Source organism: Kitasatospora sp. NPDC056138, assembly GCF_042264695.1.
GTDB lineage: Bacteria > Actinomycetota > Actinomycetes > Streptomycetales > Streptomycetaceae > Kitasatospora.
On the sequence record NZ_JBHJVK010000025.1, the window covers coordinates 32281 to 52282 of the forward strand.

The following is a 20002-nucleotide window of genomic DNA, read 5'->3' on the forward strand; positions in this document are numbered from 1 at the left end:
GGCCTCCCACCGGGGGGGCCCCCACTCCCAAAACACCCAAAAAAAAAACCAAAACCCCCCCGGGGCCGGCCCCCCCGCCGGCGCGGGGGCCCCCACGGCCCTTACTGCTGTGAGCTGGTGTTACTTGGTCAGGTCGGGACCGGTCGAGGCGACCGCCGCCGGGGTGTCCGCCACCGGGGACTTCTCCTCGCCCCGGAAGGTGAACTTGGCGTCCTTGCCCTCGCCCTCGACACCGACGACCACGATGTGGCCGGCCCGCAGCTCGCCGAAGAGGATCTTCTCGGAGAGGTGGTCCTCGATGTCGCGCTGGATGGTGCGGCGCAGCGGACGGGCACCCAGGATCGGGTCGTAGCCCTTCTTCGCCAGCAGCTTCTTGGCCTCGACGCTGAGCTCCAGGCCCATGTCGCGGTCCTTGAGGCGGCCGTCCACCTTGTCGATCATCAGGTCGACGATCTGGATGATGTCTTCCTCGGACAGCTGGTGGAAGACGACGATGTCGTCGACACGGTTGAGGAACTCGGGGCGGAAGTGCTGCTTGAGCTCCTCGCTGACCTTGGCCTTCATCCGCTCGTAGCCGGACGCGGTGTCACCCGTGGCCGCGAAGCCCAGGTTGAAGCCCTTGGAGATGTCCCGGGTGCCGAGGTTGGTGGTCATGATGATGACCGTGTTCTTGAAGTCGACCACGCGGCCCTGGGAGTCGGTCAGACGACCGTCCTCCAGGATCTGCAGCAGCGAGTTGAAGATGTCCGGGTGGGCCTTCTCCACCTCGTCGAAGAGCACGACGGAGAACGGCTTGCGGCGCACCTTCTCGGTGAGCTGGCCACCCTCCTCGTACCCGACGTAGCCGGGGGGCGAGCCGAACAGCCGCGAGACGGTGTGCTTCTCGCTGAACTCCGACATGTCGAGGGAGATCAGGGCGTCCTCGTCGCCGAACAGGAACTCGGCCAGCGTCTTGGACAGCTCGGTCTTACCGACACCGGACGGACCGGCGAAGATGAACGAACCACCCGGGCGCTTCGGGTCCTTGAGGCCCGCACGGGTACGCCGGATCGCCTGGGAGAGCGCCTTGATGGCGTCCTCCTGGCCGATGACGCGCTTGTGCAGCTCGTCCTCCATGCGCAGCAGGCGGGAGGACTCCTCCTCGGTCAGCTTGAAGACCGGGATGCCGGTGGCGGTGGCCAGGACCTCGGCGATGAGCTCCTCGTCCACCTCGGCGACGACGTCCATGTCGCCGGCCTTCCACTCCTTCTCGCGCTTCGACTTCGCGGTCAGCAGCTGCTTCTCGTCGTCGCGCAGCGAGGCGGCCTTCTCGAAGTCCTGCGCGTCGATCGCGCTCTCCTTCTCGCGGCGGACCTCGGCGATCTTCTCGTCGAACTCGCGCAGGTCCGGCGGCGCGGTCATCCGGCGGATGCGCATCCGGGAGCCGGCCTCGTCGATCAGGTCGATCGCCTTGTCCGGCAGGAAGCGGTCCGAGATGTACCGGTCGGCCAGGGTGGCGGCGGCGACCAGGGCGGCGTCGGTGATGGAGACGCGGTGGTGCGCCTCGTACCGGTCGCGCAGGCCCTTGAGGATCTCGATGGTGTGCGGCAGCGACGGCTCCGCGACCTGGATCGGCTGGAAGCGGCGCTCGAGGGCGGCGTCCTTCTCCAGGTGCTTGCGGTACTCGTCGAGCGTGGTGGCGCCGATGGTCTGCAGCTCGCCACGGGCCAGCATCGGCTTCAGGATCGAAGCCGCGTCGATGGCACCCTCGGCGGCGCCCGCGCCGACCAGGGTGTGCAGCTCGTCGATGAACAGGATGATGTCGCCGCGGGTGCGGATCTCCTTGAGCACCTTCTTCAGGCGCTCCTCGAAGTCACCGCGGTAGCGGGAGCCCGCGACCAGGGCGCCGAGGTCCAGCGTGTAGAGCTGCTTGTCCTTCAGCGTCTCCGGGACCTCGCCCTTGACGATCGCCTGGGCCAGGCCCTCGACCACGGCGGTCTTGCCGACGCCGGGCTCACCGATCAGCACGGGGTTGTTCTTGGTACGGCGGGACAGCACCTGCATGACCCGCTCGATCTCCTTCTCGCGCCCGATGACCGGGTCGAGCTTGGCCTCGCGGGCGGCCTGGGTGAGGTTGCGGCCGAACTGGTCGAGGACCAGCGAGGTCGACGGGGTGCCCTCGGCGGGGCCGCCGGCGGTCGCCGACTCCTTGCCGCCGCCCTGGTAACCGGAGAGCAGCTGGATGACCTGCTGCCGCACCCGGTTGAGGTCGGCGCCCAGCTTCACCAGGACCTGGGCGGCGACGCCCTCGCCCTCGCGGATCAGGCCGAGCAGGATGTGCTCGGTGCCGATGTAGTTGTGGCCGAGCTGAAGGGCCTCGCGGAGCGACAGCTCCAGCACCTTCTTCGCCCGGGGGGTGAAGGGGATGTGACCGGACGGGGCCTGCTGGCCCTGGCCGATGATCTCCTCGACCTGCTGGCGGACCGCCTCGAGCGAAATCCCGAGGCTCTCCAGGGCCTTAGCGGCGACACCCTCACCCTCGTGGATCAGGCCCAGGAGGATGTGCTCGGTGCCGATGTAGTTGTGGTTGAGCATCCGGGCTTCTTCCTGAGCCAGGACGACAACCCGCCGCGCGCGGTCGGTGAACCTCTCGAACATCGTTTATCGCTCCTCAGAGCGGTCGGGCAGTTCGGGGACTGTCCCCGCCCTGTCCTTCCGCATGCTAGTCCCGCTCAGCGGCGCGGCTCACGGACTGCTCCTACTTACGTGGGAGCAAGTGCTGCGCGACCAGCCGACACCATTCCCAACCCGATGCTGGGAGACGGTGTTCCCACAGGTGGGCCCATTGCACCGGTTATCGCTACGCCATCGGCGAACAGAGCCTGCCGTGGACGGAGCCACCGGTCCTGACAGATCGCACGGGCGGAACCCGAGAGCCCCGTCCACCTGCATTCATACCCGGTGTTCCGGTGAGTTTCGCGCAGTTTCCGCGTCGGCCGTGTTCGCCTCGCGAGAAGTCTGCCGACGGACGCCTGCCGGGATCCGCCGGGGTGACGGCGGGTCAGCGGCCACCGTTCAGGTGGCACGGCGTGACCGTCCTGCTGTTCCAGCGTTGCACAGCCCGTGACCGCAGCACCGCCCCGTACCCAGGCCCGGACGTCCGTCCGCACTCCCGGTACCCCGCCCGGTCGCCCCCAGGTCCGCCCCGGCCTGCCGGAGGACCCGGCGGTGGCGCTGCCGGGCCCGGACCGGGTCGAGCCGCGACGGCCGGTGGCCCTGGCCGTGCTGCGCCGCCCGGACCGCCCGCGGCGCCCGTACGACCCCGTGGTGGCCCGCGGCGGACCGGCGGCCCTTCCGCTCGCCCGGGGGGCGGGCGAAGCCGTTCCCGAGCTGCTGCACCGGCTCGGCCGGGGTGCCGCACCGGGGCTCGGCCTCACCGCCGGGGCCGGCGGCCCGATGCCGGGCGGCCGTGGGGCCGCCGGGCCGCGGCCGCCACGGCCGCGGGGCGCGGAGGACGAATCCCCGCGCCCCGATCGCCGACCGGCCGGACCGCAGGCCGTGTGGCTGCGGCGCGGGGAGTCAGGCCCGGGCCTGGACCTGTGCTCGCCCGATCTGCTGCGACTGCTCGACTGCCTGGCGGATGCCCGCGCCCGTGACCCGTGGGGTCTGGCGCCGGCCCGCTGACGGCCCCGTCAGGAGGCGTTGGCCGCCTCGTACGCCTCACGGACGTTGCTCGGAACCCGGCCGCGGTCGTTGACGTCGTAGCCGTTCTCCTTGGCCCACGCGCGGATCTTCGCGGTGTCCGGAGCGCCGGCCGCCGCCGGACGGCCCGCGCCGCGGCCGGCACCGCGACGGGCGGTGGTCAGGCGGCCGCTCTGCTTGCGACCCTTCTCGACGTACGGGGCCAGCAGACCGCGGAGCTTGTCCGCGTTGACGCTCTTCAGATCGATCTCGTAGGCAACGCCGTCGAGAGCGAACGTCACGGTCTCGTCCGCCGAACCGCCTTCGAGATCGTCTTCAAGAATGACCTGCACCCTCTGTGCCACGGGCTTCCCTTTCCGCGTAAACGATCCATTGCCTAGGGGAAAGGAAACCGCCTTTTCCCGGAAAACACAAACCCTTGCCGGTCGTGTGCTCCGCTCCCGTCACCTCAAGCTCCGTTCAGAGGTGCAGCAGCATGCGTGAGTTGCCCAGGGTGTTGGGCTTCACTCGCTCCAGGTCGAGGAACTCGGCGACGCCTTCGTCGTACGAACGCAGAAGTTCCTCATAGACATCCGTAGCGATGGCCGCCGGATCTGTCGTACCATCGTCGGTTTCACCGACCTCTCCGATCTCGACGAAACCGTGTTTCGCGAAGAACGGCACCTCGAACGTCAAGCAGAAAATCCGACGTACGCCCAGCCAGCGTGCGGTCTGCAGCAGCTTGCCCAGCAACAGGTGCCCGATACCGTGGCCGGTGCAGGCGGGATCCACGGCCAGGGTGCGCACCTCGGCCAGGTCCTCCCACATCACGTGCAGCGCGCCGCAGGCCACCACCGCGCCGTTGTCGTCGCGCTCGGCGACCCAGAACTCCTGGACGGATTCGAACAGTGTCACGGTCGGCTTGTCGAGCAGAATGCCGTCCCGCGAGTAGGCGTCGATGAGGCGTCGTACTGCCCGCACGTCAGTGGTCCGCGCCCGGCGGATGGTGACCTCCATGGCGGGACGTTATCGCGCCGACGGCCCCGGGGTCTCGCCGGTATCGGGATGCGGATCGGGAAGTCGCTCCGGATCGGGTTCCGGATCCGGGAACACGGCGGCAACCCGCAGTGCGTCGCGCAGCGCCTCGCGTTGCTCGGGTGACATCAGCCCGAAGAAGTGGACCAGTGCCGCGGCCGGATTGTCGCTGGTCGCCCACGCATCGTTCATCAGGGCGGCGGTGTATGCCTCGCGGGAGGAGACGGGTTCATATCGATACGCCCGCCCCACCTGGTCCCGGCGCAGCCAGCCCTTTCTGTAGAGCTTGTCGAGCACCGTCATGACAGTGGTGTACGCGATATCGCGTTCCGACTGCAGATCCTGCAGAACCTCGCGAACGGTGACCGGGCGGTTCCACTGCCAGACCCTGGTCATGATGTCGTTCTCAAGTTCTCCGAGTTGCCGCACCATAGTCCGGCCAGGATAGGAACTGATTCGGACAAAATTGGCGATTCACAAGCAAACCGGCGCGCCGCCACCCCATGGGGTGACGGCGCGCGGGGCGTCTGACGCTGCTATTCGGCTGCGGGACCGGCCGGGGCGACCGTGGCGGCACGGGCGGCCAGCAGGTCGGCGGCGGCGTCCTCCTTGCCCTTCTGGGCGCCGCCCTGGCTGCGGATGATGGCCCGCACCAGGAAGCCGAAGCCGATCGCCATGACCAGCGGCGGCACGATCGCTGCGACGTAATCCATTCAGATCACTCCTTGGTGTCCGACTCGGTTTCGCTCTCTGCTCCGGCCTTGGCGCCCTTCGCCTCGGCCCCCCGCTGATCGGGCTTGACCAGCGGGAAGAGCACGGTCTCGCGGATGTTCTTGCCGGTGAGCAGCATGATCAGGCGGTCCACGCCCAGGCCCAGGCCACCGGTCGGCGGCATCGCGTACTCGAGGGCGCGCAGGAAGTCCTCGTCCACCTGCATCGCCTCGACGTCACCGCCGGCCGCCAGCAGCGACTGGGCGGTCAGCCGGGCCCGCTGCTCGACCGGGTCGACCAGCTCGGAGTAGGCGGTACCGATCTCGGTGCCGAAGATGACCAGGTCCCACTTCTCCGCGACGCCCGGAACGGAGCGGTGCTGGCGGGTCAGCGGCGAGACCTCGGTCGGGTAGTCCTTGATGAAGGTCGGCTTGATCGCGTGGTGCTCCAGCAGTCGCTCGACCATCTCCAGGACGATCTGGCCGTGGCCCCACTCCTTCTCGTAGGGGATGCCGGCCTGGTCGGCGAGCCGGCGCAGCTCCTCGACGCCGGTCTCCGGGGTGATCTCGGTGCCCAGGTGGGCCGAGATGCCCGGGTAGACGCTGACCTCGGCCCACGGCTCGGCCAGGTCGATCTCGTGCTCCTCGCCGTCCGGGCCGACGCCCGTGACGACGGTGGTGCCGAGGGCGTCCCGGGCGGCGTTGACGATGGTCGCGCGGATCAGCTCGGCCTGGGTGTCGTAGTCGCCGTACGCCTCGTACGACTCCAGCGAGGTGAACTCGGGGTTGTGGGTCGAGTCCGCGCCCTCGTTGCGGAAGTTGCGGTTGATCTCGAAGACCTTCTCCGCGCCGCCGACCACCAGCCGCTTGAGGTACAGCTCGGGGGCGATCCGCAGGTAGAGGTCGATGTCGTACGCGTTGATGTGGGTGGTGAACGGGCGGGCGTTGGCGCCGCCGTGCACCGGCTGCAGCATCGGGGTCTCGACCTCGATGTAGCCGCGCTCCTCGTAGGTGCGGCGGATCGAGCGGACCACCTTGCTGCGCAGGTGGAGGATCTCGCGCGCCTCGGGGTTCACGATCAGGTCGACGTACCGCTGGCGGACCCGGGCCTCCGGGTCGGTCAGGCCCTTGTGCTTGTCCGGCAGCGGGCGCAGGCACTTGGCGGTCAGCTCCCAGCGGTCCACCATGACGGACAGCTCGCCGCGGCGCGAGGTGATCACCTCGCCCTCGACGCCGACCTGGTCACCGAGGTCGATGTCCGACTTCCAGGCGGCCAGCCGCTCGTCGCCCAGCTTGTCCAGGGAGAGCATCACCTGGAGGTCGCCGGAGCCGTCGCGCAGGGTGGCGAAGCAGAGCTTGCCGCCGGTGCGGGCCAGGATGACCCGGCCGGTGATGCCGACGCGCTCGCCGGTCGCGACGTCCGGCTCCAGGTCGGGGTGCTTGGCGCGCAGGTCGGCGATGGTGGAAGTACGGGGGAAGCCGACCGGGTACGGGTCGACGCCGGCCGCCCGGAGCCGGTCCAGCTTCTCGCGCCGGACGCGCATCTGCTCAGGAAGGTCGTCGGTCGCGGGGACGGTGCTCTGATCGCTCACCCCACCAGGGTAGCCACCGTTCACACCTTCCCCGCGCCCGGCCGGGCCATCGCCGCAGCCGCGGGGCCCGGCCGACCCCGCAGGCCCGCCGGGAGCCGGTGAGGACCCGGGCCGGCCGGTCGAGGCGGTGCCGGAGCGCGGTGCCGAGGGGGGTGGGGCCTGCCCGTGGTGCCGAGGGGGGGTGGGGCCTGCCCGTGGTGCCGAGGGGGAGGTGGTGCCTGCTCGTGGTGGCCGGGCCGGCCGGGCCGACTTTTCCGGCGGGCTTGCGGGGCCGTCGTTCGTCGGAGAGCGGGATATCAACCGGGCAGTTCGTGACAGGACCGTTCATATCCGTGTCGAATTACGTCGGAAAATGGCCGGTAATCTCCGATGTCCCATCACATAGTCGACACATCGACAGATGGGGGAGGCTGCCCGATGCAGCCTCCCCCGCCGGGGTGGATCAGCCGGTGCCGGTGGCGAGTTCGACGTCCTCGTCGTCGGGGAGGGTGGCCTGTGGCTGGTTCTGCGGCCGGGGCCGGCGGCCGAACAGCTCGGCGGGGGTGGGCATCCGGCGGGGTTGGCGAGCCTGCGGCTGGTGTGCCTGGTGGGGATTCTGCGTCTGGCGGGTGCGGTCGGTGGCGGTGGCGACCTTGGGGGTGGAGACCTTGGGGGTGGGTGCGCCGGCGGCGTTGCTCATCGGGATCCGTCCTCCAACTGGGATGGGGGTCACTGACACAGCGGGGAATGGCTCGGAGGCCGGGCTCGGCACGGCGGTGAGGTGGCGCTGGCCGGAGCCGAGCGCCAGGCGTTCGCGGACGTCCGCCTCGGCGATGGCGTGGCAGCGGCCGGAGAGCCGGGAGCGGCGGGAGCGTTCGGCGCTGCCGCAGGGAAGTCGGGAGAGCGAGCGCAGGGCGGTCAGGTCCTCGGGGAGCGGGAGGTAGCCGTCGGAGACGGCCTCCTCCAGACGTTCCAGATAGCCGGAGGCGCTGCCGGGCAGCGCGGACCGGTAGCGGGCCAGGTCGGCCAGCAGGAAGGCGCGCAGCCGGCCGCCTTCCGAAGCCGCCTCGTCGACCGCCTCGGCGAGGCGCAGTGCCTCCTGGACGTCCTCGGCCCACAGTTCGCCGAGCGGGGTCGGGTGCGGCGAGTGGGCCGGGTGGAGAGCTTGGGCGAGGGCGCGGCGCAGCACGCGGACTTCATCGGCGCTGAAGGCCATGCCGCCGCGCGATCCGTGTGGCGTAGGCATGGCTTGACATTACGTGGCGTACGTCTGATTTATGGCGATTGAGGACGTGTCTGTACCGATTGGCCTATCTGGTGCTCATCGGACACATCGTCGTCGAACGGGCGTGCCGGAGCGCGGGCTTCGGGGCCGGACCGGAGCGCCGGGACGGCCACGGTCCGGCGCTCCGGCGGGGGCGGCGGCGGAGCGCCCCGGTGATGCCTGGTCACGTCCGGTGACGCCCGGTCGGGCAGCGGGTCGGCCGGTCAGCTGGGCCGGTTGCGCTCGTGGACCAGCCGGAGGCCGATCAGGGTGAGCCAGGGCTCGTGCACGTCGATCGAGGTGGCCTCGCCGAGGACCAGCGGGGCGAGCCCGCCGGTGGCGATCACCTGGACGTCCTCCGGGTCCTTGGCGAGCTCCTTGGCCATCCGCTCGACCAGGCCGTCCACCTGGCCCGCGAAGCCGTACAGGATGCCGGACTGCATGCCTTCGACGGTGTTCTTGCCGATCACGTTCCGGGGTCGGGCCAGCTCGATCTTGCGCAGCTGGGCGCCTCGGACGCCGAGGGCCTCGACCGAGATCTCGATGCCGGGGGCGATCGCGCCGCCGACGTAGTCGCCGCGCTCGTTGATGGCGTCGAAGGTGGTGGCGGTGCCGAAGTCCACCACGATGCACGGCCCCCCGTACAGGTGGTTGGCGGCCAGCGCGTTGACGATCCGGTCGGCGCCGACCTCCTTGGGGTTGTCCATCAGGACGTGCACCCCGGTCTTCACCCCCGGCTCCACGATCACCGCGGGGACGTCGCCGTAGTAACGGCGCGTCACCTCGCGGAGCTCGTGGAGTACGGCGGGCACCGAGGAGCAGATCGCCAGGCCCTCCACCCGGTCGGCGGCCTCGACGATCGGGTGCGACCCCATCAGGCCCTGCATCAGCACGGCCAGTTCGTCGGCGGTGCGGCGTGGATCGGTGGAGATCCGCCAGTGCTCGACGATCTCCTCACCGTCGAACAGGCCGAGCGTGGTCTGGGTGTTGCCGACGTCGATGGTGAGGAGCATGGGGTGCTTTCTGTAGGAGGGGGATCAGGCCCGGAGGTCCAGGCCGATGTCCAGGATCGGCGCGGAGTGGGTCAGAGCCCCGACGGCGAGGTAGTCGACACCAGTTTCGGCGACCTCGCGCGCGGTGGCCAGAGTCAGACCGCCGGAAGCCTCCAGCCTGGCCCGGCCGGCGACCAGCGTGACGGCCTCCTTCAGCTGGGCGACGGTGAAGTTGTCCAGCAGGATCAGGTCCGCCCCGGCCTCCAGCACCGGCGGGATCTGCTCCAGGGTGTCCACCTCGACCTCGACCGGCAGCTCCGGGTACGCCTCGCGCACCGCGCGGAACGCCTCGGCCACCCCGCCCGCGGCCACCACGTGGTTGTCCTTCACCAGGGCGGCGTCCGAGAGCGCCATCCGGTGGTTGGCGCCGCCGCCGCAGCGGACCGCGAACTTCTGCAGCGCGCGCAGGCCCGGCGTGGTCTTGCGGGTGTCCCGGACCACCGCGCCGGTGCCCTCCAGGGCGTCCGCCCAGGCGCGGGTCGCGGTGGCGATGCCGGACAGGTGGCAAAGCAGGTTGAGCGCGCTGCGCTCGGCGGTCAGCAGGTCGCGGGTGCGGCTGCGAACCGACAGCAGCACCTGGCCGGCCTCGACCCGGGCACCGTCCTCGACGTGCCGCTCGACCTCGAACTCCTCCTCGCAGACCAGCGAGACCACGGCCTCGGCGATCCGCAGGCCCGCGACCACACCGGCCTGGCGGGCGGTGAAGTCGGCGGTGGCGACGGCGTCCGCCGGGACGGTGGCGACCGAGGTGACGTCCTCGCCGCCGGCCAGGTCCTCGGCCAGCGCCAGGGTGGCGATGTCCTCGACCTCGATCGGGTCCAGGCCGGCCGCCTCCAGCAGCTCGGCCAGCGCCGGGTCGAGCCCGGTCTCGTACGCCTCGCCGTCCCCGCAGGCGCAGCCGTCGCCGCAGCCGTCGGACTCGGCCAGCGGGAGTTCCTCGTGGGAGTGGGTCATCAGTTGCTCCTTGGGTCTTGGACGCGTGGGGGAGTGAGCGGGCAGGGGCGCGGGGAGATGTGCGAGGCGGGAGGTCCGGCCCGCGCTCACGGCCGGACGGCGGGGTGCGCCGTCCCGGCGGGAGGTGCCGGCCGCAGAAGGCCCGGCGGGCTCGGCCGGCCGCAGCCGGCCTCCCCGCGCCCCGGCCGGTTCACCCTCGTTCCTACCGGCTCACCGGGGTTCCGGTGGCGGTGGCCAGGGTGGTGATCAGGTGGCGGCGCCAGTGGGCGTCGTCGCGCTCGGGGAAGTCCTCGCGCCAGTGGCAGCCGCGGGTCTCCTCGCGCTGGGCGGCGGCCGCCACCAGTGCGGAGGCCACCAGGTGCAGGTTGGCGGCCTCCCAGGTCTCCACCCGGGGGTCGGCGGGCTTCTCCTCGGCGACGTGCCACCGGGCCTGGTCGGCGAGGTCGGCGAGCCCGGCCGCGGTGGCGGCCATGCTCCGGGCCGAGCGCAGCACGCCCGCGCCGCGCGACATCAGCCGCTGGATCTCGGCCCGCGCCTCGGGGGCGGGCAGCGGGACGGCGACCGCCGCGCGGGCGCCGGCCACGTCGACCGCGCGCTCGGGCAGGTCACCCGCGCGGTGGCGCTCGGCGAGGTCCGCGGCGATCCGCTCGGCGAAGACCAGGCCCTCCAGCAGCGAGTTCGAAGCCAGCCGGTTGGCGCCGTGCACACCGGTGCAGGCGACCTCGCCGCAGGCGTACAGGCCCGGCACGGTGGTGCGTCCCCGCAGGTCGGTGCGGATTCCGCCGGAGGCGTAGTGCGCGGCCGGGGCGACCGGGATCAGGCCGGTCACCGGGTCGATGCCGTGCGCGCGGCAGGAGGCCAGGATGGTCGGGAAGCGCGTCTCCCACATCTCGGCGCCGAAGTGCCGCCCGTCCAGGTACATGTGCTCGGCGCCCTTGAGCTGCATCTGCCGGGTGATCGCCTTGGCGACGATGTCCCGCGGTGCCAGCTCGTTCAGCTCGTGCTGCCCGACCATGAAGCGGGTCCCGTCCGCGTCCACCAGGTAGGCGCCCTCGCCGCGGACGGCCTCGGAGACCAGCGGCTGCTGGCCCTCGGCGTCCGGGCCGAGCCAGAGCACGGTCGGGTGGAACTGGACGAACTCCAGGTCGGTCACCTCGGCCCCGGCGCGCAGCGCCAGCGCCACGCCGTCGCCGGTGGAGACCGCCGGGTTGGTGGTGGCCGAGAAGACCTGGCCCATGCCGCCGGTGGCCAGCACCACGGCGCGGGCCCGGACCGCGCCGACGCCGTCCCGCTGGCCCTCGCCCATCACGTGCAGGGTCAGTCCGGCCGCGTGGCCCTCGGCGTCGGTGAGCAGGTCCAGCACCAGGGCGTGCTCGATCAGTTCGACACCCGGGTCGCTGCGCACCGCCGAGACCAGTGCGCGGGAGATCTCCGCACCGGTCGCGTCGCCACCCGCGTGCGCGATCCGGCGGCGGTGGTGGCCGCCCTCGCGGGTCAGCAGGATCTCGCCGTCCGCATCGAGATCGAATTCCGCGCCGACCCCGATCAGCCGGCGGACGGCGTCCGGGCCCTCGGTGACCAGGGCCCGGACGGCCTCGGCGTCGCAGAGCCCGGCACCGGCGACCAGGGTGTCGTCCAGGTGCTGCTCGGGGGTGTCCCCCTCGCCCAGGGCGGCGGCTATGCCGCCCTGGGCCCAGCGGGTGGAGCCGTCGTCCAGCATCGCCTTGGTGACCACCAGGGCCCGCAGGCCGGCCTTGCGGATGTTGAGCGCGACGGTCAGACCGGCCACGCCCGAGCCGACCACGACGACGTCGGTGGTCATGGTCCAGCCGGGAGCGGGGGCGGTCAGGCGATGAGAGACGGACATGGCGTTCAGTGGCTCCTTCAGTGCGCGGCCGACGCGCGGTCGGCATCACCGTACGCGCCCTCGGCCCTGGCGGCCGGGGGCGCCCCCAGGTCGCCGCGGAGCAGGCCGGAGCCCTCCGGCGCCTCCGCGGCGTCCGACCCGAAACCGGTGACCCGGTTGTCGGCGTCCACGAAGACGACCTTCGGTTCGTACGCCTTGGCCTCGGCGGTCTCCAGCTGCCCGTAGGCGATCAGGATCACCAGGTCGCCGGGGTGCACCAGGCGGGCGGCCGCGCCGTTGATCCCGATCACGCCCGAGCCGCGCGGGCCCGCGATCGTGTACGTCTCCAGGCGGGCGCCGTTGTTGATGTCGACGATGTGGACCAGCTCGCCGGGGAGCAGGTCGGCGGCGTCGAGCAGGTCCTCGTCCACCGTCACCGATCCCACGTAGTGCAGGTCGGCCTGGGTGACGGTGGCGCGGTGGATCTTCGACTTGAGCATGGTGCGGAGCATGGGGTCACGCCTCCAAGGGGTGTCCCCGGCCGCCGGCCGGGGGAGAGTGCATGCCGTACTTCGGCTTGGTCGGGACTGCTGCCTATCGGACGATGATGCGGACGTTGTCGATCAGGCGGGTCGAGCCCACCTTCGCGGCCACGGCCAGCACCGCCTCGCCCCGGAAGTCGTCCGGCGCTTCGGCGAAGTCGTCCGGGTCGATCAGGGCGAGGTAGTCGAGGGTGACGCCCTCGGCGCCGGCGAGGGCGGCGGACGCCGCCTCGCGGACCGCCTGCGGGCCCTTCGCGGCCACGTCGCGGCCGGCGAACAGGGCCCGGGAGAGCGCGAGCGCCTGCGCGCGCTCCGTCTCGGACAGGAAGCGGTTACGGGAGGAGAGGGCCAGGCCGTCCTCCTCGCGCAGGGTCGGGACGCCGATGACCTCGACGTCGAAGTCCAGGTCCGCCACCATGCGCTGGACGATCGCCAGCTGCTGGGCGTCCTTCTCGCCGAAGAAGGCGAAGTCCGGGTCGGTGATGTGGAGCAGCTTCGCCACCACGGTCAGCATCCCGTCGAAGTGGCCGGGGCGGGAGGCGCCCTCGAAGCCCTCGCCCATCGGGCCCGCGCTCAGCCGCACCTGCGGCTCGCCGTTCGGGTAGACCTCGTCCACCGACGGCGCGAAGACCACGTCGGCGCCGTTCTCCTCGGCCAGCCGCACATCCTCGGCCAGCGTGCGCGGGTAGCGGTCCAGGTCCTCGCCGGCGCCGAACTGCAGCGGGTTCACGAACACGGTGACCGCCACCCGGCCGTCCCGTCCGACCTGCTTGCGGGCCGCCCGGATCAGCGAGGCGTGGCCCTCGTGCAGTGCGCCCATGGTCATCACCACGGCGTTGTCCACCGGCTGCTCGTCCGGCCAGAACGCGGCCTCGAAGTCGGCCACCGTGTGCGTCAGCGCCGCCTTGTGGACCTTGGCCGCCTTCGGGGCCCTGGCCTGCTGCCTGCCGCGCTGGTTCTTGCCCGCCATCAGTGGTTCTCCTCGTTCAGTACGTCCAGCAGCGCCGCCGCCGCCTCTTCCTTGAGCGACCCGTTGCGGACCGCCCGCTGCGCCGTGGCCCTGGCCATCGCGCGGTACGCCTGCCCGATGTCCGGGCTCGCCGTCTCCAACTGGGCGAGGTGACGGTGCACCGTGCCCGCGTCGCCCCGGGCGACCGGGCCGGTCAGCGCCGCGTCGCCCGAGCGCAGGCTGTTGTCCAGTGCGGCGCCGAGCAGCGGCCCGAGCAGCCGTCCGGGCTCGGCGACGCCCGCCGTGCGCAGCAGTTCCAGGGCCTGTGCCACCAGGGTGACCAGGTGGTTCGCCCCGTGCGCCAGTGCCGTGTGGTAGAGCGGGCGGACCTCCTCGGGCACCCACTCCGGCTCGCCGCCCATCTCCACCACCAGGGCCTCGGCCACCGGTCGCAGCTCCTCGGGCGCGGTCACCCCGAACGGGCAGCCGGCCAGCCGGGCCAGGTCCACGGCGGTACCGGTGAAGGTCATCGCCGGGTGCAGGGCCAGCGGCAGCGCACCGGCCGTGGCCGCGGGCTCCAGCACCGCGACGCCGTGCGCCCCCGAGGTGTGGACGACCATCTGCCCCGGCCGCACCGCACCGGTCGCGGCCAGGCCGGCCACCAGTTCGGCCAGCGCGTCGTCCGGGACGGTGAGCAGCACCAGGTCGGCGGCGGCCAGCACCTGAGGGGGGCTCACCAGCCGGACCCCGGGCAGCAGGGTCTCGGCCCGCCGCCGGGACGCGGTCGACACCCCCGACGCGGCCACCACCCGGTGGCCCGCCAGCTGCAGGGCGGCGGCCAGGGCCGGGCCGACGCGGCCGGTGCCCACCACTCCCACGGCCAGCCGCGCGGGGCGGTTCCCGGGGTCGGAGGGGTCGCCGAAGGGGTCGGTCAGAACACCGAAGTCTGCGTGGTCGGACGTGCTCACGGCTCGGCCTTCGTCCTAACTCTCCGTTCCGGTCCTCTGCGGGTACCAGACGTACCGACCCATTCTACGGGCTGCGGGGCGGCCCCCAGGGGTCGGTCCGGGGAGGTCAGTCGGTGGAGCCCGCGCGGACGAGGCCGGCCTCGTAGGCGAGGACGACGGCCTGGACGCGGTCACGGAGGCGGAGCTTGGCGAGGATCCGGCCGACGTGCGTCTTGACGGTGGCCTCGGAGAGGGTCAGCTTGGCGGCGATCTCGCCGTTGGAGAGGCCCTGGGCGACCAGCAGGAAGACCTCGCGCTCGCGGTCGGTGAGCGGTGCGAGCACGGTGGCCCCGGGAGCGGTCTGCGGAGTGGGCAGGACCTCGGCGAAACGGTCGATCATGCGGCGGGTGGTGGTCGGGGCCACCACCGCGTCCCCGGCGTGCACCGCGCGGATCGCCGCGACCAGCTCGGTCGGCGGCACGTCCTTGAGCAGGAACCCGCTGGCCCCGGCCTTGAGCGCGGCGAAGGCGTACTCGTCCAGGTCGAAGGTGGTCAGGATGAGCACGTGCGGGGCGTCCGGCAACGGGGTGCCGCCGGCGTCGAGGCAGATCCGGCGGGTGGCCTGGACGCCGTCCAGCCGGGGCATCCGGACGTCCATCAGAATCACGTCGACCCGGGTGGTCTCCAGGACGGCCAGAGCCTGCTGGCCGTCGCCCGCCTCGGCGGCGATCTCGATGTCGCCCTGCGACTGCAGGATCATCCGGAAGCCCGTACGGAGCAGCTCCTGGTCGTCCACCAGCATCACCCGGATGGTCAATGTCACTCCTGTTGTCGCGCGGTGGTCGGGGGGTCGGACGCGAGCGCTACTTGCCGTTCTTGAGCGGGAGCACCGCCCGGACGCGGAAGCCGCCGCCGGGGCGGGGGCCGATGTCGAGGCTGCCGCTGACCATGCCGACCCGCTCGCGCATGCCGATCAGACCATGGCCCTGTCCGTCGGTTCCACCCGCGGCCAGCTGCTCGTCGGTGGTACCGCGGCCGTCGTCCTCGATCAGCACCTCCAGATCGCGGTCGCGGAAGTCCATCGCGACCCTGGCCCGGGCGTCCGGGCCGCCGTGCTTGCGGACGTTGGTCAACGCCTCCTGGACGATCCGGTAGACCGTCAGCTCGACGCCGCGCGGCAGGTCGGTGGGCTCGCCGGTGCTGGTGTACTCGACCGGCAGCCCGGCGGCGCGGACCTGCTCCAGCAGCTCGGGCAGCTCCTCGACACCGGGCTGCGGCACGTACTCCTCCGCGGTGTCGGCCGTGCGCAGCACACCGAGCAGCCGGCGCATCTCGACCAGCGCCTGCCGTCCGGTGCTGGCGATGGTGCCGAGCGCCTCCTTGGCCTGCTGGGGCGAGTTGTCCAGGACGTACGCGGCGCCGTCGGCCTGGACGATCATCACCGAGACGTTGTGGGCGACCACGTCGTGCAGCTCGCGGGCGATCCTGGCGCGCTCGGCGGCGACCGCGACCTTGGCCTGGGCGTCCCGTTCGCGTTCCAGCCGGGCGGCCCGGTCCTCCAGCTCGGTCAGGTACGCGCGGCGGACCCTGGTCAGCCGGCCCCAGGCCCAGCTGAGGATGAACGGGGTGCTCATCAACGCCGCGAAGAAGCCGGACTTGATCCAGCCGTCGCCGGTGGGCGAGCCGCTCTGGAACCGCCAGACCGTCAGCGAGCCGGCCGCCAGGCTGCCGGCCAGTGCCAGCCGGGACGTCCACTCGGTGCCGAAGGCGGCACCGGTGTAGGCGAAGACCAGGTACGCGACGGAGGAGAAGTTCGGCGGGATGTTGACGGCGACCTGGATCAGCCCGAGCACGAGGGCGGTGACCGTGGTGGTGTCCGGGTTCCGGCGCCGGAAGACCATCAGCAGCGGCAGCAGAACGGCCATCACCACGCCGCCGGCGAAGCCGTGCTGGGGCTCCTGCTCGACGGCCGCGATCAGGCTGAAGAAGAGGACCGGCAGCGCCCAGACGGAGTCCACCACCATCGGGTGTCGGCGGAGCCAGGCGTTGAGTCGATGCACGTTTCAAGCCTAGGCAGCCCCTTTGCCTGCTCAGGTCCGCCGTAGGGGCGATCCTGCCTACTCCGCAGGGTGGAGACGTCCCCTACCGGCGGTAACGTCCCCCGCATGAGTTGGATGCGGTGGCGGCCCGCCATGGAACAGGCCCTCTACGGCGAGGACGGCGGCTTCTACCGCAGGTCGGAGGGACCGGCCGGACACTTCCGGACCTCCGTGCACGCATCGCCCCGGTACGCCGGGGCGGTCGCCCGGCTGCTGCAGGAGGTCGACGAGGCCCTCCGCCATCCGGCGGAGGTGGCCCTGGTGGACGTCGGGGCCGGGCGCGGCGAACTGCTCACCGGGGTGCTCGCGGCCGTGCCCCGGGCACTGGCCGAGCGGCTGCGCCCGTACGCGGTGGAGATCGCCGACCGTCCCGCCGGGCTGCCGGAGTCGGTGGTGTGGACGGACCGCGTACCGCAGGGCGTGAACGGTCTGCTGTTCGCCAACGAGTGGCTGGACAACGTGCCGCTGGACCTCGCCGAGGTGGACGGGGACGGCGTGCTCCGCTACGTCGAGGTCGCGCCGGACGGCGAGGAGCGCCTGGGCGGACCGCTGGCGGAGGCCGACGCCGGCTGGGCGGCCCGCTGGTGGCCCACCGGGGAGCCGGGCGAGCGGGTGGAGCTGGGCGGCACCCGCGACGCGGCCTGGGCGGCGGCGGTCGGCGGCCTGGCGAGCGGGCTGGCCGTCGCCGTGGACTACGCGCACCTGCGGGCCGGGCGGCCGGTGTTCGGCACGCTGACCGGTTTCCGGGCGGGCCGCGAGGTCCGGCCGGTGCCCGACGGCTCCTGCGACATCACCGCGCACGTGGCGCTGGACGCGGTGGCCGTGCCCGGTCTCCACAGCCTGTGGACGACGCAGCGCGACGCGCTGCGCGCACTCGGCGTCAGCGGCACCCGCCCGCCGCTGGCGCTCGCCGCGAGCGACCCGACGGAGTACCTGCGGGCCCTGAGCGGCGCCGGGGAGGCCGCCGAGCTCACCGACCCCGCAGGCCTGGGCGGCTTCGGCTGGCTGGCCCAGGCCGTCCGCATGCCGGAACCGGTCGGCCTGGCGCGTCTGGCGGGGTGGCGCACTCTGTAGCCTCTTGTCCATGAGGGAGACCACGGTCGGCATCGGCGCAGGCGCGCAAGAGCTCACGGGTGAGCTGGGCACCAGCGACATGGTGCTCAACATCGGCCCGCAGCACCCGTCCACCCACGGCGTGCTCCGCCTGAAGCTGGTGCTGGACGGCGAGCGGATCGTCTCCGCCGAACCGGTCATCGGGTACATGCACCGGGGCGCGGAGAAGCTCTTCGAGGCCCGGGACTACCGGCAGATCATCATGCTGGCCAACCGGCACGACTGGCTCTCCGCCTTCTCCAACGAGCTGGGCGTGGTGCTCGCCGTCGAGCGGATGCTCGGCATGGAGGTCCCCGAGCGGGCGGTGTGGATCCGCACCCTGCTCGCCGAGCTCAACCGGGTGCTCAACCACCTGATGTTCCTCGGCTCCTACCCCCTGGAACTCGGCGGCATCACCCCCGTCTTCCACGCCTTCCACGGCCGCGAGGAGCTCCAGCACGTGCTGGAGGAGGCCAGCGGCGGCCGGATGCACTACATGTTCAACCGGGTCGGCGGTCTGAAGGAGGACCTGCCCGCCGGGTGGCTCGCCCGGGTGCGTGCGGCGGTCGCCTCCGTCCGCTCGCAGCTGCCGGTCTTCGAGGACCTGGTGCTCGGCAACGAGATCTTCCGGGGCCGTACGGCGGGGGTCGGCGTGCTCTCGCGCGAGCACGTGCACGCGTACGGGGTCAGCGGCCCGATCGGACGGGCCAGCGGCGTCGACTTCGACCTGCGGCGGGACGAGCCCTACCTCGCGTACGGCGAGCTGCAGGACGTGCTCACCGTGGTCACCCGGGAGGAGGGCGACTGCCTGGCGCGCTTCGAGTGCCTGCTGGAGCAGACCGCCAACTCCCTCGACCTCGCCGACGCCTGCCTCGACCGGCTCGTGCAGCTGGCCCCGGGGCCGGTCAACCTGCGGCTGCCGAAGGTGCTCAAGGCGCCCGAGGGGACGACGTACGCGTGGACCGAGAACCCGCTCGGGATCAACGGGTACTACCTGGTCTCGCGCGGCGAGAAGACGCCGTGGCGGCTCAAGCTGCGGTCGGCCTCCTACAACAACATCCAGGCGCTCACCGAGCTGCTGCCCGGGACGCTGGTCGCGGACATGGTGGCGATCCTGGGGTCGATGTTCTTCGTGGTCGGCGACATCGACAAGTAGCCGCACGGGGGCGACCGCCCAGGGGAGCGGGGCCGACCACCGAGGGGCGGTTCCCCGCGCCCCTGGTGGCTCGCGGGGTGCCCGCCGGGCGAGGTGCGGTGCGGCTACCGGCCGGCCGGGTGCGGGGCGAACTTCTTGTGGCCCTTGGTGGCGATGCGCTGCTCGCAGAGTTCGGCGAGGACCGCGTAGCCGGCCGGGCCCATCAGCTCGGTGAGTTCCGGGCGGTAGCTGACGTAGACCGGGTCGGCGCCGGTGTGGGCGTCGGGGCTGCTGGTGCACCACCAGTGCAGGTCGTGGCCGCCCGGGCCCCAGCCGCGGCGGTCGTACTCGCCGATGGTGACCTGCAGGTAGCGGGTGTCGTCCGGCCGGTCGATCCAGTCGTAGGTGCGGCGGACCGGCAGCTGCCAGCAGACGTCCGGCTTGGTCTCCAGCGGTTCCTTGCCCTCCTCGAGGGCCAGGGTGTGCAGGGCGCAGCCGTGACCGCCGGGGAACCCCGGGCGGTTGAGGAAGATGCAGGCGCCGTCCACCCGGCGGGTCTGGCGGTCGCCGTCCTCGTCGAGCATGGTGATGCCGCCGTCGAGCTTGATCCGGCCCTTGGCGTCGGTGCCGTGGTCGAACAGCTGCCACATCTCGGGGGTGAGGCGGGCCGCGTGCCCGGCGATCCGCTTCTCGTCGTCCTCGTCCGAGTAGTGCGCGCCGAGCGTGCAGCAGCCGTCGGACTCGCCCCGTCCCTCCCGGATGCCCTGGCAGCCCTTGCCGAAGATGCAGGTCCAGCGGGAGGTCAGCCAGGTCAGGTCGCAGCGGAAGACCTGCTCGTCGTCGGCCGGGTCGGCGAACTCGATCCAGGCACGCGGGAAGTCGAGCGGGACCTCGGGTGCGGAGCCCACGGTCGGCATCGGGAGGTCGACGAGCGTTGCGGACCCGGCGCCGGATCCGGCCTTCTCGTCGCTGCTCTTGGGGGTCTTGGTCTTCTTGGTGCTCTTGGGAGTCTCTGCTGCCACTCAGCAAGGGTATGGCCTCCGGCCGGGTGTGAAGTTGAGGTGAGAAAGGTCCAGAGGCGCTGCGGAGGGTTCGGATCCGGGCCCTAGGATGGCGGCGCCGCTGGGCACGTACGGGGCGGTCGGC

19 protein-coding genes are annotated in these 20002 nt (G+C 72.0%); 3 read left to right on the forward strand and 16 right to left on the reverse strand.

Annotated features, from left to right (window positions below; genetic code table 11):
* Nucleotides 1–120 precede the first annotated feature (120 nt).
* On the reverse strand, nucleotides 121–2637 hold the full coding sequence (locus tag ACFC1R_RS17590; protein WP_375939432.1) for an ATP-dependent Clp protease ATP-binding subunit: 2517 nt from the start codon (nucleotides 2635–2637) through the stop codon (nucleotides 121–123).
* 465 nt (nucleotides 2638–3102) lie between these two features.
* Between ACFC1R_RS17590 and ACFC1R_RS17595 the strand changes: the two genes are divergently transcribed.
* Nucleotides 3103–3663, forward strand: coding sequence for a hypothetical protein (locus ACFC1R_RS17595; protein ID WP_375939434.1), 561 nt, complete (start codon nucleotides 3103–3105; stop codon nucleotides 3661–3663).
* Between the two features lie 8 nt (nucleotides 3664–3671).
* On the opposite strand, the gene ACFC1R_RS17600 is transcribed toward ACFC1R_RS17595, so the two are convergent.
* The 14 genes from ACFC1R_RS17600 to ACFC1R_RS17665 form a co-directional block, all read right to left on the reverse strand.
* A complete protein-coding gene (locus ACFC1R_RS17600) occupies nucleotides 3672–4025 on the reverse strand; it encodes an Lsr2 family protein (RefSeq protein ID WP_045302308.1) in 354 nt (117 codons plus the stop codon).
* 115 nt (nucleotides 4026–4140) lie between these two features.
* Nucleotides 4141–4677 carry an amino-acid N-acetyltransferase gene (locus ACFC1R_RS17605; RefSeq protein WP_375939437.1) on the reverse strand — a complete coding sequence of 179 codons (537 nt, stop codon included), beginning with the start codon at nucleotides 4675–4677 and terminating at the stop codon, nucleotides 4141–4143.
* A 9-nt stretch (nucleotides 4678–4686) separates the two neighbouring features.
* Entirely contained in the window at nucleotides 4687–5127 is a 441-nt protein-coding gene (locus tag ACFC1R_RS17610; RefSeq protein WP_375939439.1) for a BlaI/MecI/CopY family transcriptional regulator, read from the reverse strand.
* A 104-nt stretch (nucleotides 5128–5231) separates the two neighbouring features.
* On the reverse strand, nucleotides 5232–5408 hold the full coding sequence (locus tag ACFC1R_RS17615) for a hypothetical protein (RefSeq protein WP_375939441.1): 177 nt from the start codon (nucleotides 5406–5408) through the stop codon (nucleotides 5232–5234).
* Between the two features lie 5 nt (nucleotides 5409–5413).
* On the reverse strand, nucleotides 5414–6997 hold the full coding sequence (gene lysX, locus ACFC1R_RS17620) for a bifunctional lysylphosphatidylglycerol synthetase/lysine--tRNA ligase LysX (RefSeq protein ID WP_375939443.1): 1584 nt from the start codon (nucleotides 6995–6997) through the stop codon (nucleotides 5414–5416).
* A gap of 442 nt (nucleotides 6998–7439) precedes the next feature.
* The gene (locus tag ACFC1R_RS17625) at nucleotides 7440–8222 is read right to left on the reverse strand and encodes a hypothetical protein (RefSeq protein WP_375939445.1); all 783 of its coding nucleotides are present in this window, start codon (nucleotides 8220–8222) and stop codon (nucleotides 7440–7442) included.
* 242 nt (nucleotides 8223–8464) lie between these two features.
* On the reverse strand, nucleotides 8465–9253 hold the full coding sequence (locus tag ACFC1R_RS17630; protein WP_045306231.1) for a type III pantothenate kinase: 789 nt from the start codon (nucleotides 9251–9253) through the stop codon (nucleotides 8465–8467).
* A 24-nt stretch (nucleotides 9254–9277) separates the two neighbouring features.
* A complete protein-coding gene (gene nadC / locus ACFC1R_RS17635; RefSeq protein WP_375939447.1) occupies nucleotides 9278–10246 on the reverse strand; it encodes a carboxylating nicotinate-nucleotide diphosphorylase in 969 nt (322 codons plus the stop codon).
* A gap of 202 nt (nucleotides 10247–10448) precedes the next feature.
* The gene (locus ACFC1R_RS17640; RefSeq protein WP_375939449.1) at nucleotides 10449–12113 is read right to left on the reverse strand and encodes an L-aspartate oxidase; all 1665 of its coding nucleotides are present in this window, start codon (nucleotides 12111–12113) and stop codon (nucleotides 10449–10451) included.
* Between the two features lie 17 nt (nucleotides 12114–12130).
* Nucleotides 12131–12604 (reverse strand): aspartate 1-decarboxylase, encoded by a 474-nt coding sequence (panD, locus tag ACFC1R_RS17645; RefSeq protein ID WP_375939451.1) that lies wholly within the window; start codon nucleotides 12602–12604, stop codon nucleotides 12131–12133.
* A gap of 82 nt (nucleotides 12605–12686) precedes the next feature.
* Nucleotides 12687–13604 carry a pantoate--beta-alanine ligase gene (panC, locus tag ACFC1R_RS17650; RefSeq protein WP_375939453.1) on the reverse strand — a complete coding sequence of 306 codons (918 nt, stop codon included), beginning with the start codon at nucleotides 13602–13604 and terminating at the stop codon, nucleotides 12687–12689.
* A complete protein-coding gene (locus ACFC1R_RS17655; RefSeq protein WP_375939455.1) occupies nucleotides 13604–14551 on the reverse strand; it encodes a Rossmann-like and DUF2520 domain-containing protein in 948 nt (315 codons plus the stop codon). The genes panC and ACFC1R_RS17655 overlap by 1 nt, the downstream gene beginning before the upstream one ends.
* A gap of 106 nt (nucleotides 14552–14657) precedes the next feature.
* Nucleotides 14658–15347: a response regulator gene (locus ACFC1R_RS17660; protein ID WP_375939457.1), complete on the reverse strand. Its 690-nt coding sequence runs from the start codon at nucleotides 15345–15347 to the stop codon at nucleotides 14658–14660.
* Between the two features lie 46 nt (nucleotides 15348–15393).
* A complete protein-coding gene (locus ACFC1R_RS17665; protein ID WP_375939459.1) occupies nucleotides 15394–16590 on the reverse strand; it encodes a histidine kinase in 1197 nt (398 codons plus the stop codon).
* Nucleotides 16591–16695: 105 nt separating this feature from the next.
* On the opposite strand from ACFC1R_RS17665, the gene ACFC1R_RS17670 reads away from it, so the two are divergent.
* Together ACFC1R_RS17670 and ACFC1R_RS17675 are read left to right on the forward strand one after the other, a co-directional pair.
* Entirely contained in the window at nucleotides 16696–17703 is a 1008-nt protein-coding gene (locus ACFC1R_RS17670) for an SAM-dependent methyltransferase (protein ID WP_375939461.1), read from the forward strand.
* Nucleotides 17704–17713: 10 nt separating this feature from the next.
* The gene (locus ACFC1R_RS17675) at nucleotides 17714–18877 is read left to right on the forward strand and encodes an NADH-quinone oxidoreductase subunit D (RefSeq protein ID WP_375939463.1); all 1164 of its coding nucleotides are present in this window, start codon (nucleotides 17714–17716) and stop codon (nucleotides 18875–18877) included.
* 104 nt (nucleotides 18878–18981) lie between these two features.
* On the opposite strand, the gene ACFC1R_RS17680 is transcribed toward ACFC1R_RS17675, so the two are convergent.
* The gene (locus tag ACFC1R_RS17680; protein WP_375939465.1) at nucleotides 18982–19878 is read right to left on the reverse strand and encodes a hypothetical protein; all 897 of its coding nucleotides are present in this window, start codon (nucleotides 19876–19878) and stop codon (nucleotides 18982–18984) included.
* Nucleotides 19879–20002 lie beyond the last annotated feature (124 nt).

Bases quoted from the DNA above. Each gene is read 5' to 3' on its own strand.
- ACFC1R_RS17590 (WP_375939432.1), bottom strand. From the start codon at position 2,637: ATGTTCGAGAGGTTCACCGACCGCGCGCGGCGGGTTGTCGTCCTGGCT.
- ACFC1R_RS17605 (WP_375939437.1), bottom strand. From the start codon at position 4,677: ATGGAGGTCACCATCCGCCGGGCGCGGACCACTGACGTGCGGGCAGTA.
- ACFC1R_RS17610 (WP_375939439.1), bottom strand. From the start codon at position 5,127: ATGGTGCGGCAACTCGGAGAACTTGAGAACGACATCATGACCAGGGTC.
- ACFC1R_RS17615 (WP_375939441.1), bottom strand. From the start codon at position 5,408: ATGGATTACGTCGCAGCGATCGTGCCGCCGCTGGTCATGGCGATCGGC.
- ACFC1R_RS17625 (WP_375939445.1), bottom strand. From the start codon at position 8,222: ATGCCTACGCCACACGGATCGCGCGGCGGCATGGCCTTCAGCGCCGAT.
- ACFC1R_RS17630 (WP_045306231.1), bottom strand. From the start codon at position 9,253: ATGCTCCTCACCATCGACGTCGGCAACACCCAGACCACGCTCGGCCTG.
- nadC (WP_375939447.1), bottom strand. From the start codon at position 10,246: ATGACCCACTCCCACGAGGAACTCCCGCTGGCCGAGTCCGACGGCTGC.
- ACFC1R_RS17640 (WP_375939449.1), bottom strand. From the start codon at position 12,113: ATGTCCGTCTCTCATCGCCTGACCGCCCCCGCTCCCGGCTGGACCATG.
- panD (WP_375939451.1), bottom strand. From the start codon at position 12,604: ATGCTCCGCACCATGCTCAAGTCGAAGATCCACCGCGCCACCGTCACC.
- panC (WP_375939453.1), bottom strand. From the start codon at position 13,604: ATGGCGGGCAAGAACCAGCGCGGCAGGCAGCAGGCCAGGGCCCCGAAG.
- ACFC1R_RS17670 (WP_375939461.1), top strand. From the start codon at position 16,696: ATGAGTTGGATGCGGTGGCGGCCCGCCATGGAACAGGCCCTCTACGGC.
- ACFC1R_RS17675 (WP_375939463.1), top strand. From the start codon at position 17,714: ATGAGGGAGACCACGGTCGGCATCGGCGCAGGCGCGCAAGAGCTCACG.